This window comes from Paraburkholderia sp. 35.1, from assembly GCF_050436525.1.
Classification (GTDB): domain Bacteria; phylum Pseudomonadota; class Gammaproteobacteria; order Burkholderiales; family Burkholderiaceae; genus Paraburkholderia; species Paraburkholderia tuberum.
In genome coordinates this window covers 1161132-1174568 of record NZ_JBNDMJ010000003.1, presented here as the reverse complement: position 1 = coordinate 1174568, position 13437 = coordinate 1161132, and the positions used below count along the sequence as shown (strand labels likewise).

General features: G+C 67.3%; 11 protein-coding genes. 2 read left to right on the top strand and 9 right to left on the bottom strand.

All coding sequences use genetic code 11. The features are described 5' to 3' along the window. Positions 1–104: 104 nt before the first annotated feature. On the top strand, positions 105–1514 hold the full coding sequence (locus OKW27_RS25450; RefSeq protein ID WP_429335225.1) for a CoA transferase: 1410 nt from the start codon (positions 105–107) through the stop codon (positions 1512–1514). Between the two features lie 66 nt (positions 1515–1580). On the opposite strand, the gene OKW27_RS25445 is transcribed toward OKW27_RS25450, so the two are convergent. Further along, complete coding sequence (locus OKW27_RS25445) at positions 1581–2327, bottom strand: GntR family transcriptional regulator (RefSeq protein WP_013090333.1); 747 nt, start codon at positions 2325–2327, stop codon at positions 1581–1583. Between the two features lie 195 nt (positions 2328–2522). On the opposite strand from OKW27_RS25445, the gene OKW27_RS25440 reads away from it, so the two are divergent. After that, positions 2523–3368, top strand: a complete 846-nt coding sequence (locus OKW27_RS25440; protein WP_429335224.1) for an aldo/keto reductase — start codon at positions 2523–2525, stop codon at positions 3366–3368. 93 nt (positions 3369–3461) lie between these two features. Here OKW27_RS25440 and OKW27_RS25435 read toward each other — a convergent pair whose 3' ends face one another. From OKW27_RS25435 to OKW27_RS25400, 8 genes are all read right to left on the bottom strand, one after another. Further along, the gene (locus OKW27_RS25435; RefSeq protein ID WP_090801594.1) at positions 3462–3923 is read right to left on the bottom strand and encodes a Rap1a/Tai family immunity protein; all 462 of its coding nucleotides are present in this window, start codon (positions 3921–3923) and stop codon (positions 3462–3464) included. Between the two features lie 328 nt (positions 3924–4251). Continuing rightward, the gene (locus tag OKW27_RS25430; protein WP_429335223.1) at positions 4252–5082 is read right to left on the bottom strand and encodes a hypothetical protein; all 831 of its coding nucleotides are present in this window, start codon (positions 5080–5082) and stop codon (positions 4252–4254) included. Positions 5083–5502: 420 nt separating this feature from the next. Beyond that, positions 5503–7692: an ABC transporter ATP-binding protein gene (locus OKW27_RS25425; RefSeq protein WP_429335222.1), complete on the bottom strand. Its 2190-nt coding sequence runs from the start codon at positions 7690–7692 to the stop codon at positions 5503–5505. Further along, complete coding sequence (locus OKW27_RS25420; protein WP_184051565.1) at positions 7689–8585, bottom strand: ABC transporter permease; 897 nt, start codon at positions 8583–8585, stop codon at positions 7689–7691. The genes OKW27_RS25425 and OKW27_RS25420 overlap by 4 nt, the downstream gene beginning before the upstream one ends. Next, positions 8582–9610 carry an ABC transporter permease gene (locus OKW27_RS25415; RefSeq protein WP_184058192.1) on the bottom strand — a complete coding sequence of 343 codons (1029 nt, stop codon included), beginning with the start codon at positions 9608–9610 and terminating at the stop codon, positions 8582–8584. The genes OKW27_RS25420 and OKW27_RS25415 overlap by 4 nt, the downstream gene beginning before the upstream one ends. Before the next feature lie 41 nt (positions 9611–9651). Beyond that, a complete protein-coding gene (locus OKW27_RS25410) occupies positions 9652–11325 on the bottom strand; it encodes an ABC transporter substrate-binding protein (RefSeq protein ID WP_429335221.1) in 1674 nt (557 codons plus the stop codon). Positions 11326–11712: 387 nt separating this feature from the next. Beyond that, complete coding sequence (locus tag OKW27_RS25405; RefSeq protein WP_429335220.1) at positions 11713–12732, bottom strand: HoxN/HupN/NixA family nickel/cobalt transporter; 1020 nt, start codon at positions 12730–12732, stop codon at positions 11713–11715. A gap of 38 nt (positions 12733–12770) precedes the next feature. Beyond that, a complete protein-coding gene (locus OKW27_RS25400; RefSeq protein ID WP_184006381.1) occupies positions 12771–13298 on the bottom strand; it encodes a cupin domain-containing protein in 528 nt (175 codons plus the stop codon). Between the last annotated feature and the right edge of the window lie 139 nt (positions 13299–13437).

Below are 13437 nucleotides of genomic sequence, written 5' to 3'. Positions count from 1 at the left end.
AATCAATATATGTTGATTATCATAATCAACATTGATTGCGGGAAGGTGCAAATTTAGACTCGGTGTACCTGCTTCCTGTCCGCGCGGCCAGCGCGCCCGATCCCATGACGCCCGAACTCGCCCTCAAGCACATCTGGACCCTCGCCGGCTGCGATCCGGTCGCGCTGCACGCCGTGTCGCTCGCCGGCGCGGATCCCGGCTTGCCGTCGGTCTACCGTGTCGGCAGCCTCGCGGCGTCGACCATCGCCGCGACGGGCCTCGCCGCCGCCGAATACTGGCGCTTGCGCAGCGCTCGCCTGCAACAGGTGTCGGTGCAGATGCGTCGCGCGCTGGCGGCGTTTCGCAGCGAACGCTATTTGCGGATCGACGATGGGCCGCCGCCCGCGCTGCGCGATCCGGTCACCGGCTTCTATGAAACGGGCGACGGCCGCTGGATCCAGCTGCATACGAATTTTGCGCGTCACTTGAAGGGCGTGCTCGAGGTGCTCGGCTGTGACAATGGGCGGCACTCGGTGGCGGCCGCGATTCGCGGCTGGGAGGGCGCGACGCTCGATCAAACGCTCGCCGACGCGGGCCTGTGCGCCGCCTTGATTCGCACGCCCGACGAATGGGCTGCGCTCGAGCAGGCCAAAGCGATCGCGCGCTTGCCGCTGTTCGAGATCGAGCGCATCGGTGACGCCCCGGCCGAGCCGCCGCGCCACGCCGCCGCTGACGCCGAGCCTGGTATCGACCGCCCGCTCGCGGGTGTGCGGGTGCTGGATCTGTCGCGGATCATCGCGGGACCGGTGGCCGGCCGCGCGCTTGCGCATCATGGCGCGGACGTGTTGACGATCAACGGGCCGCATCTGCCGAACATCGCACCGCTCGTGATCGACAACGGCCGCGGCAAGCGTTCGGCAATCGTCGATCTGCGCGAGGCGGCAGGCTGCGACACGTTGCGCGGACTCGCGCGCGATGCCGACGTGTTCCTGCAGGCCTATCGTCCGGGCGCGCTCGAGGCGCGCGGCTTCGGGCCGGACGAGCTGGCACGGCTGCGGCCCGGCATCGTCTATGTCTCGGTGTGCGCGTACGGGCACACAGGGCCGTGGGCGCAGCGACGCGGCTTCGATAGTCTGGTGCAGTCGGCGAGCGGCATCGCGTGGACCGAGCGCGCGGCGGCGGGTTCAGCCGAGCCGCGGCATCTGCCGTGTCAGGCGCTCGATCACGCGACCGGCTATCTGGCCGCGTTCGGCGCGATGGTCGCGCTCGCGCGGCGCGCTCGCGAGGGCGGCAGCTGGCATGTGAAGGTGTCTCTTGCGCAGACGGGGCGTTGGCTGCGGTCGTTCGGGCTGCTGGCCGATGGGCAGCAGGCGCCCGAGGTGTCGCTCGACGATGTGCGCGATTGCGTCGCGAGCGTGCAATCGGAGTTCGGGCGTGTGCTTGGCGTGCTGCCGGCGGAGGAACTGCAGCAGACGCCTGCGTTTTATGCGCTGCCGCCGGCGCGCATCGGCGCGCACGAAGCCCGGTGGACGTGACGGTTGGAGCGGGCGGCGCGTTCAGGTTGGGAACGCGACGTACCTAACCGCCCACCGTGTCGCAACTTACTTTCGCAACTCCGCCACGAAGTCGTAGTAATCGTTGCGGCAGTACGTGTCCGTCAGTTCGATCGCGCGTTGATCCGCCGTATAACCCACGCGCGTGATCAACAGCAACGCCTCGTTCGGCGCGATGCTCATCTGCTGCGCGATCTCGTCGCTCGCGTTCACCGCGCGGAAGTGCTGCAACGCGCGCACGATCGTCAGTCCGCGATTCTCCAGATACGTGTACAGCGAGTCGCCGATTGCCTGTGGATCGGGAATCACCGCGGCCGGGAACGTCGAATTCTCGACCGCCATCACGATGCCGTCGGCGAGCCGCAGCCGCCGCAGCCGCGTGACCGCTGCGGCCGGCGACAGACCCAGTTGGATCACCTCGTCGCGATTGGCCGGCGAGATTTCGCGCGACAGCCACTTCGAACTCGGCGTGAAGCCGCGCCGCCGCAGCATTTCGCTGAAGCTCGACAGACGCGACAACGGATCTTCGTAGCGCGGCGTGATGAAGCTGCCCGCGCCTTGAGTGCGGCGGATCAAACCCTGCTCCACGAGCAGCGCGATCGCCTTGCGCGACGTGATGCGCGACACGCCGAGCGCCTCCGACAGCACGCGCTCCGAAGGCAGCGCCTCGCCGGCGTTCCAGCGGTTTTCGTGGATCGCGCTGCCGAGCTTGCGGGCAAGTTGCAGATAGAGCGGCGTGTCGTTTTCCGGGTCCGGGCGCAGGTCGCGCCAGCGGTCTTCCGAGGCAGAGGTCATGGGGCTCACGCAAGATGGGCAAGCGGCAATTTTAAAACATCGGCGCGTCCTGTTATAGCTGGCTTTTGCCAGGCGCGCCGTTGTGAGGCCGCGGAGCCGCTAAACTCGTCGCCAGGATTTGAGTAGCATGCGTTGCGCGATGAGGCGGCGGGCCAGCGCATCGCATCTGGATCGAGCCACTTTCGAGGAGTCAGCATGACGAGCGAGATCGCAAGCGTGAGCCTGCCGGGCGGCGAGCGCATGCCAGCACTGGGGCAGGGCACGTGGGAAATGGGCGAGCAGCGGGCACGACGCACGGCGGAAATCGCTGCGCTGCGCTGCGGCATCGAACTCGGCATGACGCTGATCGATACCGCCGAAATGTACGGCGACGGCGCGACCGAGTCGCTGCTCGGCGAAGCGCTCGCGGGTTTGCGCGACAAGGTGTTTCTGGTCAGCAAGGTGTATCCGCACAACGCCAGCCGGCGCGGCGTGATCGCCGCGTGCGAGCAGAGCCTGAAGCGTCTGAAAACGGACCGGCTCGATCTGTATCTGCTGCACTGGCGTGGTTCGGTGCCGCTCGCGGACACCGTCGACGGCTTCGAGGCGCTGCGGCGCGCGGGCAAGATCCGTCACTGGGGCGTCAGCAACTTCGATACCGACGACATGGAAGAACTCGTCGCGACACCAGGCGGCGACGCGTGCGCGACCAACCAGATTCTGTACAACGTGGCGCGGCGCGGGCCGGAGTTCGATCTGTTGCCGTGGCTCGCCGCGCGCGGCATGCCGGCGATGGCGTACAGCCCGGTCGATCATGCGCGGCTGCCGAAACGCTCGCCGCTCGACGATATCGCCGACGCGCGCGGCGTCTCGGTGTTTCAGGTGGCGCTCGCGTGGGTGCTGGGCAAGCCCAATGTGTGCGCGATTCCGAAGGCGGCGCGCGTCGAGCATGTGCGCGACAACCATCGCGCGTCGCAACTGGTGCTGGAAGCCGGCGAACTCGCCGCGCTCGACGCGTACTTCAAGCCGCCGCGCGGCAAGCGTGCGCTGGAGATGTTGTAAGCGCCGGCGCGGCCGCCGTCCGTTGCGCAACGGCGGCGCGCGAGGCTCGAAGCGCTGTGGGCGTCGATGATGCCGCTCGCGCTGACGCGGCGCTCAGGTGCAAGGATGGTGCTGATGCACGGAGCCGAGCACGGCGACTTCGGCGGGGGTGTGCTGCAGCGCGTCGTCCGGCACCTGGGCGGCATCGGCGAGGAAGTCGTCGACGATCGACGACACCGCCACGTCGCGCAGGCATAGCGACACGCGCTGCGTTTCGTTGGCGGGGAGGGTTGCTCGTTGCGAGAGGAACAGCACGCCGTATTGATAGCCGTGGATGATGCCGCGGATCGCGCCGACGCATTGCCCTTGCGCGACGTTGTCGTGGCGCTGTTTGCAGCTCTGGACGAGCGAGTAGGCGGAGAAGCTCGGATCGACCGGTGGCGCTGCTTGCGACAAGGTTTGCGCCATTGGCTGCGCGGGTGTTTGCGCATTGGCGAGCGATGCGAGGCCCAGGGCGGCAGCGGTCAGCACGGCGGCTGCCGTACGGGTCGCGGCGGGGGGGACGCTTCTATGCATGTTGTGGGCCCTCATATCGAACGATGAATTTGATATGAGGCGGTCGTCTCGGATTGGTTCCATAACACTCGCACGCAATGGAGGTTGTGTTCCCGCCGCTCGCGGTGCGGTTCGCGCGATGGCGCGAGGCGCAGCTCGCGCGCGCTCCGAGCCATTCCGTCAGCGCGCGCCGAAGGCGGGCGGGCCGCTCCGACCGGCCTCCGGCGGTGACGCCCGACCGGGGGATCGGGACATCACCGCCGTTGCCAGCGGATAGCGGACAGTATGCCGGGACATGTCGCCGGCGGGTAGGGCGCGGGGGCTCCCTACCCGGGGCAACGGGCGACGCCTAGTGCCCGTTCCCGCCACCGTTGCCACTGCCGCCACCCTTGCCTCCGTGACCGCCGCCGAAGCCTCCGCCAAAGCCTCCGCCGAACCCGCCACCGAAGCCACCACCGAAGCCACCACCATTCGCACCGCCGAAACCACCGCTAGGGCCACCGCTGGAGCCTCCGCAACCGCAGCCGCCGCTCCCGCTGCCGCCGCTGCTTCCGCCTCCGCCGCTGCCGCTGCCTCCACCGCCTCCACCGCCTCCACCGCCTCCACCGCCTCCACCGCCTCCACCGCCTCCACCGCCTCCACCGCCTCCACCGCCGCCTCCGCCGCCTCCGCCGCCTCCGCTTCCACCGCCACCACCGCCACCACCACCGCCACCACCACCGCTATTTCCCTTACCGCCCGTGCCCGCACCGCCACTCCCACTTCCGCTCCCTGAACCCGCCGCCCCGGCGCCGCTGTTGCCGCTTGCGCCAGCACCGCTATTGCTCGAACCCGCCGCGCCGCCATTACCGCCGCCGTTGCCAATGCCGCCGCCGAGCCGCCCGCAGCCCGGACCGCCGAGCCCGCCGCAGCCGGCCGGCGCGAACACCGAGGCGGCATCGTCGGCGGCTGTGGCCGTGCCAGCCTCGGCGCCGGTCGCCGCGACGTCGTTCTGCGCGAGCAGCAGCGGCGTTGAATCGCCGGGTTGCGCCCGCAACGCATCGGCCAGCACAATCCAGCGAGGGATCACGTCCGTCGACGCTCCGTACGCGGTCCCGCCCGCCAACACCGCGACCCCCGCGAGGACCACCGCGCCGCGCATCATTGCACAGTAGTACTGATCTGATTTTCCGGTCTTCATCGCGCGTCTCCAGAGCGAAGGACGGTACCTCGCTGCCGCCTTCGCGAGCTGCCCCAGCGGCGGCCGACCTGTCTGCACGCGGGTCTTGTCGAACCCCCGGTCCGTTGTGTCGAAGTTGTCCGTGCGTCGCTGCCGTGCTGATCGCGCGAGGTCGCGCCATCGCGTGGTGACGCTCGTCGTGCGGATATGCGCGGCGTTGCGCGCCCGGTTTAGCTTCGAGTCTCTGGCTGCTAATTTAGCGATATCCATGCCACGCGCCGCAAAGCCTTGACGCGACACGGGCGATATCGAGATGTGCGATGCGCACGCCGGAAAAACGCCTCAAAACGTTGCGACGATGAAACGCGCGGACGCAAAAGCGTGTTCCGACGCGGGATTCGTTAAGAGGGGCGGTGTGCGTCGATGAGGTTCGAGTCGACGCTAGCTGGCGTTTTCCGACGCATCGTCGGAGGTGCCACCATTCGTCGGGTCGCCCGCGTTGTCGTCGCGCGGCTCGCTTTGCAGCTCGCGAAGTGTGGCGACCGGAATATGGCAGCGAATCCGGTGCGCGCAAGACGGATCGGCGGCGTCGTCCGCGTCGAGAAACGGCGGGTCCTGCTGCTCGCAGATCGCGCCGAGCTTGCGTGGACAGCGCGTGTGAAACACGCAGCCCGACGGCATCGCGCCGGGCCCGGGCAACTCGCCGGTGAGACGGATACGCGTACGTTGATGCACCTCGCCGGACGCGCCGTCGCCCGGCAGCGTCGGCACGGCGGACAGCAGCGCTTCGGTATAGGGATGCTGCGGTCCATCGAACACGGCCTCCGCCGGGCCGATTTCGAGCAGCCTGCCGAGGTAGAGCACCGCGATGCGATCCGACACATAGCGGACCACGTGCAGATCGTGCGAGATGAATACGTAGCTGACGCGGCGCTCGCGCTGCAGATCGGCGAGCAGGTTCAGAATCGCGGCCTGCACCGACACGTCGAGCGACGAAGTCGGCTCATCGCACACGACGACGCGTGGTTCGCCGGCGAACGCGCGCGCAATCGCGACGCGCTGTTTGAGTCCGCCCGAAAGCTGGCGCGAACGTGCATCCAGATAGCGCTCGGGCAGCCGCACGGCGTCCGTCAGCGTGGCGAGCCGTGCGTCGATCTCGGGCCCGCGCAGCGCGGTGAAGCGCGCGAGCGCACGGCCGATCAGCCGCTTGACGGAATGCGCGCGATTGAGCGCCGAGTCCGGATTCTGGAACACGATCTGCAGCGATTTCAGCTGCTCGTCGCTGCGTCGCGTGACGCGCGCGGCGAGCGGGGCGCCGTCGAGTTCGAGCACGCTGCCGGCATCGGGTGCGAGCAGGCCGAGCAGTAGTCGCGCGAGCGTTGTCTTGCCGCTGCCCGATTCGCCGACGAGGCCGAGCGTCTCGCCGCTCGCGAGTTCGAGCGACACGTCGTCGACCGCGCGCAGCGGGACGCCCGATACGTGGAATGTTTTCGACAGGTTCCGGGCGCGCAAGACCGGCCCAGAGGGCGCGCGCGGCGCCGCGTTGGATGATGCGGCCGCCACCGGCGCCGCGCTCGATGTCGCACGCGGCAGTTCGATCGCACGCTCGTGATAGTGGCAGCGCGCCATCTGATCGCCATGCCGGGCGCCGAGGCGATAGGGCGGCGGCGCGTCGCGGCGGCAGCGCTCGTCGGCGAGACGGCAGCGCTCCGCATAGATGCAGCCCTGCGTGACCGAGCCCGGCAGAGGCAGGCCGCCCGCGATCGTATCGAGCCGCTCGCTGTCCTTGCTGCGTCCGGCCGTCGGCAGGCAGCGCAGCAACCCGACCGTGTACGGATGACGCGGCCGTGCGAACACGTCCTGGGTCGCGCCTTCCTCGACCAGCTTGCCCGCGTACAGCACGCCGACGCGTTCGCACATGCGGCCGATCACCGCGAGGTTGTGGCTGATGAACAGCACCGCGGTGCCGAGTTCCTCGCGCAACCGTGCGACGAGGTCGAGCACTTCCGCTTCGACGGTCGCATCGAGGCCGGTAGTCGGTTCGTCGAGAATCAGCAGCGCGGGGTTCGACGCGAGCGCCATCGCGATCACGACGCGCTGCTGCATGCCGCCCGACAATTGATGCGGATAGCTGTTCATCACGCGCTCGGGTGCCGCGATGCGGACGCGGTTGAGTATCTCGAGCGTGCGTTGCAGCGCCTCGTCGCGCGTGACGCCGGCCGCCTCGAATGCTTCGGAAACCTGACGGGCGATCGTCAGCGATGGATTCAGTGCGCGCCCCGGGTCCTGGTAGACCATCGAGACGGTCGTCGCACGCATGCTGCGCAGCGCGTCGGCACCCAGCTTCTGCACGTCCTCACCGGCGATTACGATCTTGCCGGCCTTCACCTTGCCGTTGCGCGGCAGATAGCGCAGCGTCGCCATTGCCACGGTCGACTTGCCGCAACCGGATTCGCCGACGAGCCCATACGCCTCGCCGCGTCGCACGCGAAACGATACGTCCTGCAGCACTTCGCGATCGCGTCCGCGGATCCGGTAGGTGACCGTCAGGCCGACCACGGTCAGCGCATCGGTGCGATCGCTTTTCGACACGTCGAACGCCGCGAACGAGGAGGGCGGTGGGCCGTTCATTGGTCGAGCACTCCCTGCACGCCGTCGGCGATCAGATTGACGCCGACCACCAGTGACGCGATCGCGCCCGCCGCAAACACGACGGTCCACCACGCGCCGCCCGCCATCAACGTGTACGACTCGGACAGCGCGAGCCCCCAGTCGGCCGACGGCGGCTGGATGCCGAAGCCGAGAAACGACAGCGTCGCGACCGCGAAGATCGCATAGCCGAGCCGCACCGTTGCTTCGACGACGATCGGCGGCAGCACGTTCGGCAGGATCTCCGCGAACATGATGTACGGCGCGCGTTCGCCGCGCAGCTGCGCGGCGGCCACATAGTCGAGATGCCGCTCTGCGAACACGGCGGCGCGCACGGTGCGGGCTGTTATCGGCGTGAAGGTGGTGCCGATCACGAGAATCACCGTGAAGTTCGACGCACCGACCGCGGCGAGCGCGAGCAGCGCGACGATCACGAGCGGCAGCGCGAGCACCGCGTCGATCATGCGGCCGATGACGTCGTCGACCCAGCCGTCGAAGTAGCCGACCACCAGGCCGAGCGCGGTGCCCGCCGCGGTGCCGAGCAGTGTCGCGAGCGGCGCGATCGTCAGGATGTCGCGCGCGCCGACGATCACGCGCGAGAATACGTCGCGGCCGAGCTGATCGGTGCCGAACCAGTGCGTGCGATCGGGCGGCGTCAGCGAATTGAGCGGATCGGACGCGTACGGATCGAGATGCACGAACCACGGCCCGGCGATCGCGCAGACGATCCACCACGCGACGATCAGTGCGCCCACGATGAAGGTCGGCGAACCGAGCAGCAGGAGGAGGCGCGGGAAACGCGGCTCGGAGCCCGGTGCGCCGGGCGCGGGCGAGCCTGGTGGCGTCGATGAAGCCGGCGGCACGGTCGTATTCATTCGGCGGTCCTCACCCGCAGTCGCGGATTGAGCAGCACGTGCAGCGCATCGGCGACCAGATTCGCGAGCGTATAGACGACGCCGATCGTCAGTACGCCCGCTTCGAGCATTGGAAAATCCTTCGCCTTGGCGGCGTTGTAGATCAGCGAGCCGATGCCCTGGTAGCGGAACAGCGTCTCGACCACCACGAGTCCGCCGATCATGTAGCCGAGTTGGGTGGCGGCGACGGTGATCGTCGGCAGCAGTGCATTGCGCAGCACGTGCCGCCAGATCACGACGTGGCGCGGCAGGCCCTTGAGGATGGCGGTGCGCGTGTAGTCGGCGTCGAGCGCTTCGACGGTGCCCGCGCGTGCCATTCGCGCGATGTAGCCGAAGAACACGAGGACGAGCGGCAGCACCGGCAGCACCAGATGGCGCAGCTGTTCGAGCACGCTCGCATCGGGCGGAGACGAGGCCTCGATCGGCAGCCAGCGCAGCCACACGCCGAACACGAGAATCAGCACGATCGACGACACGAACTCCGGCACCACGGTCGCCGACAAACCGGCGATGCTGATCGTGCGATCGAGCCAGCGCCCCGCATGCATCGCCGACCACACGCCGCCCGCGATGCCGAGCGGCACGACGACGATGAACGCTAGCAGACCGAGCTTCGCCGAATGCCCGAGCGCATCGGCGATGAACGGCCTGACCGGTTCGCGATACGCGTACGACAGCCCCATGTTGCCGCGCACGAAATGCGTGATCCAGTCGATGTATTGCGTGAGCAGCGGCCGGTCGGCGCCGAGCTGATGATCGAGCGCGGCGACCGCGCGCGCATCGGCGAGCGGCCCGAGCACCGCGCGGCCGATATCGCCGGGCAGCAGCTGGCCGCCCGCGAACACGATCACCGACAGCAGCCACAGCGTGATTAGCGAAAGACCCGCGCGCGTCGCGAGAAAACGCGCGACGCGGCCCGCGTTGCCATTCGTCGCGCGCGGCGGACGCGATGTATTCGAGGCGGGAGAGGGCGCCGGAGCCGACATCGTGAGTTCTCCTGCGAAAAGCGAGACGGACAGCGCGCTGCTTACGCGCTGAGCGTCGCGCGATCGAAATACAGTTGCGCGAGCGCAGTGAAGCGCACGCCGTTCACACCCTTGCGCATCGCGATCAGCTGATCGTAGAAGAACGGGATGATCAGCGGCGTTTCGTCGAGCAATAGCGTCTGGATCTGCCCGGAGATTTTCTTTTGCGTGGCGAGATCGATCGCCGCGACGAACTGCGCGACCAGTTGATCGTATTGCGGATTCTTGAAGTGCGCGGCGTTCCATGTGCCGTTGCTCGTCAGCGTCGCGGTGAGGAACACGTTCGGCACGCCGCGATGGCCGTAATCGGTGATGCCGAGCGGCGAGTCGAGCCAGTCGGATTTGCCCGGCGTGCCCGCGCCGTAGTAGAGCGATTGGCTCTCGACCTTCAGATTGATGCGCACGCCGATCGCCTTCGCGGCGTTCTGCACGACGACCGCGAGGTCGGGGATCTCCATGTATTTTTCGGTGGTCAGCGTGACGTCGAAACCATTCGGCACGCCGGCCTGCGCGAGCAGCTGCTTCGCCTTCGCGACGTCGATCTTGCGTTGCGGCACGCCCGCATCCGACGATGGAAACACCGGCGCGAACGGGCTGTCGTTGCCGAGTTGTGCGCGACCCTTGAAGAGACCGCGCACGATCACGTCGCGATCGAGCGACAACGCGAGTGCCTGACGCACGCGCTTGTCCTTGAAGAGCGGGCTGTCGTTGCGCATGTGAATCTGGCGGTGCGCGCTCGACTTGACGCCGACCGCCTTGTAGTCCGGATTGTTCAGGATGGCCGCGCCGCCCTGCACGGTGAACGTGCCCATCACGTCGGCCTGATGGCCTTGCAACGCGAGCAGTTGAGCCTGCTCGTCGGCGTAGAACGAAAACTGTACGCGTTGCGGTAACGCTTTTTCGCCCCAGTAGTCGGGATTGCGCACGAACGACGCGCCAACCTTCGGCTGATACTTTTCGAATTTGAACGGACCCGTGCCGATGAAACTCTTTTCGTAGTTGCCCGCGAAGTTCGCGGGCAGGATCACCGCGTTGTAATTATCCGAGGAAACGTAGTACGGGAAATTGCCGGTCGGCGCGTCGAGATGAAACTCCACCGTGTGTTCGTCGACGACCTTCGCTCCGCCTTTCGACAGCACGCCCTTTAGTACCGATAGCGCGGCCGAGCCGCTCGCGGGATCGGCGAGACGGTCGAAGGTCGCGACCACATCTTTCGCGCCGAAGCTCTGGCCGTCGTGGAATTTCACGTTCTGGCGCAGTTTGAAGGTCCACACGTCGCCCTTGTCGTTCGGCTTCCACGACAGCGCGAGCGCGGGCTTCAGCATCAGCTTCTCGCCGTCGTCGTCGATCAGGAATTCGCCGGTCTGGTTCAGCAGCGCGAGACTCGCGGCGTCAGTCACCGTCAGCGGATCGACGGCGCCCGCCGGCGTCAGATGCGCGACGCGGATCGTCTGGTTCGACGTGGGCGGTGCACCTTGCGCCCGCGCTCGCGGCGCGCCGAGCAGGCCGCCACCCGCGAGCGACAGACCGATCACGCTCGCATGTCGTAGCAGCTCGCGGCGCGTGATGCGGCCGGCGACAAACTCGTCGAGGGCGTGGTTGCCGTAGGCGTCGGCTGTGAGGCGGGCTGCGTCCAATGCGTCAGGTGCGAGAAATCGGTCCGCTGGCGTTTTCATCGATGGCGTGTCCAACCCGTTCTATTGCTGGTTCGGAGGCGTCGCGCGAGCCGCGCGACGGCGCGAGGGCAGCGCGCCTTCCGATGGGCGATGGGATGCGGTGGGGCCGCTATCGCGAAAGGGCAACGCTGTGCAGAGCGATCTCAGTGTAAGCGATTGCTTGCGGCTCTGGCGCACCGGGGGCGCGCCGCGCTAGTCGATCGGCCGATAAATGACGCGCGGTGTGTCGTCGTCACAACGGTTACCGGACGCGTGCTCGCGAGGGGCGGCCGCGATTGCGGACGGATTGGCGGAGCAACACGGTGCGAAATGCGGTTTCGAACTCCACAAGGTGGAACGCTCAAAGAAACCTACGGTGTAGATCGGTTTCCCGGTAGGCCAGGCCACTTATCGTGCCGCCGTATCCGGCCGTCTCCAGCGATGAAACAGCACCGAGCCGATCCAGCACGCCATGAAGGCCGCGACGATCGCATAGCCGAGCGCGCCGAAATGATCGTTGATTCCGACGATCGCATCCGACACCCCGCCGCTCCAGCCGAAGCGATCCGACAGCAGCCCCAGCGCCTCGACGCCGCCAATCACGATCGCGACCATCGCCGATACGAACGTGATGCTCGCGTTGTAGTAAAGCTTGCGCTTCGGGTCGTCCATCGCCCAGCCGTACGCGTGCACCATCAGCACGTTGTCGGTCGAATCGACAAGCGTCATGCCGGCCGTGAAGAGCGCCGGGAACACGAGGATCGAATAGAGCGGCAGGCCAGTGCTGGCCTGCGACGCAGCGATCGCGAGCAGGCCGATCTCGGTCGCGGTGTCGAAGCCGAGACCGAACAGCACGCCGACCGGATACATGTGCCAGCTTTTCGTGACCAGCCGAAACAGCGGCCGCAATGCGCGCGACAGCAGCCCGGCTGGGGCGAGCGCATCGGCTGACGCCGTGGTCGCAGCGTCGCCACGTTGCGTGTGCCGGTAGCGGCGCCACACGTCGCGCAGGACCACGAGATTGACCGCCGCGAGCACCAGCAGGAACGACGCGGAAACCAGTGTCCCGAGCGTGCCACCTACTTCCTTGAAGCTCTCGAAGCGCCCATTCAGCGAATGCGTGGTCCAGGCGATGCCGATCGTCGCCGCGATCACGATCGTCGAATGGCCGAGCGAAAACGCGAGCCCGATCCCGACCGGTCGCATGCCGGTTTGCATCAGCTTGCGCGTAACGGCGTCGATCGCCGCGATGTGGTCGGCGTCGACCGCATGACGCAGACCGAAGCCATACGCGAGCAGCGCGGTGCCGAGCAGCAGCGGGTAGTGGCGAAACGCGATTAGCGCCCACAGCCATGCGCCGAGGTTGGCGGCGAGCAGCATCGCGTAGAGCGCGACTAGGCGAGGGCGCAGCGAGGCGTTAGGCGTCATGTGGCACGAGCGGATGAATGGATAGGTTGATGAGCGGCTTAGTGATCGTGCGGATGCTTGTGGATCGGATCGACCCAGTAGACCGTTTCCGGCTGCTCCACCGCGTCGATGTTCAAATTGACGACGACCGCTTCATTGTCGCTGCGCACGAGCACGCATTCGAGCGGCTCGTCGGTGCTCGCGTTGATCTCCTGATGCGGCACATAGGGCGGCACGAAGATGAAGTCGCCGGGACCGGCCTCGGCGGTGAATTCCAGATGCTCGCCCCAGCGCATGCGCGCCTGGCCGCGCACAACGTAGATCACGCTTTCGAGCGCGCCATGATGATGCGCGCCGGTCTTCGCATTCGGATGGATCGTCACGGTGCCGGCCCAGATTTTCTGCGCGCCGACGCGAGCCGCGTTGATCGCGGCCGCGCGGTTCATGCCCGGCGTTTGCGCGGTGTTGGTGTCGAGCTGATCGCCGCGGATGACCTTCACGCCGTGTTCGCGCCAGTCGATCTGCTGGCTGGCTTCGGTGGCGTCGTGCTCGGCCCGGTAATGCGGATGTTCGTGATCGTGGCTCATCGTGTCTCCTCCTCGGCTGGCGTGCCGCGTTCGAGTCGTGCGCTTCGGTCTTACGATTCAGGCGCGTGCCGCATGGCTGATCAACATTCTGGCACGTTCAAAAAACGGGTGCGTGGCTCGACGATGCAAACGGCGCCAT

What these genes read in the sequence shown, in the direction of transcription:
- OKW27_RS25445 (WP_013090333.1), bottom strand. Translation starts at nt 2,327, where the DNA reads ATGACCTCTGCCTCGGAAGACCGCTGGCGCGACCTGCGCCCGGACCCG.
- OKW27_RS25410 (WP_429335221.1), bottom strand. Translation starts at nt 11,325, where the DNA reads ATGAAAACGCCAGCGGACCGATTTCTCGCACCTGACGCATTGGACGCA.
- OKW27_RS25425 (WP_429335222.1), bottom strand. Translation starts at nt 7,692, where the DNA reads ATGAACGGCCCACCGCCCTCCTCGTTCGCGGCGTTCGACGTGTCGAAA.
- OKW27_RS25405 (WP_429335220.1), bottom strand. Translation starts at nt 12,732, where the DNA reads ATGACGCCTAACGCCTCGCTGCGCCCTCGCCTAGTCGCGCTCTACGCG.
- OKW27_RS25450 (WP_429335225.1), top strand. Translation starts at nt 105, where the DNA reads ATGACGCCCGAACTCGCCCTCAAGCACATCTGGACCCTCGCCGGCTGC.
- OKW27_RS25430 (WP_429335223.1), bottom strand. Translation starts at nt 5,082, where the DNA reads ATGAAGACCGGAAAATCAGATCAGTACTACTGTGCAATGATGCGCGGC.
- OKW27_RS25420 (WP_184051565.1), bottom strand. Translation starts at nt 8,585, where the DNA reads ATGAATACGACCGTGCCGCCGGCTTCATCGACGCCACCAGGCTCGCCC.
- OKW27_RS25415 (WP_184058192.1), bottom strand. Translation starts at nt 9,610, where the DNA reads ATGTCGGCTCCGGCGCCCTCTCCCGCCTCGAATACATCGCGTCCGCCG.
- OKW27_RS25400 (WP_184006381.1), bottom strand. Translation starts at nt 13,298, where the DNA reads ATGAGCCACGATCACGAACATCCGCATTACCGGGCCGAGCACGACGCC.
- OKW27_RS25440 (WP_429335224.1), top strand. Translation starts at nt 2,523, where the DNA reads ATGACGAGCGAGATCGCAAGCGTGAGCCTGCCGGGCGGCGAGCGCATG.
- OKW27_RS25435 (WP_090801594.1), bottom strand. Translation starts at nt 3,923, where the DNA reads ATGCATAGAAGCGTCCCCCCCGCCGCGACCCGTACGGCAGCCGCCGTG.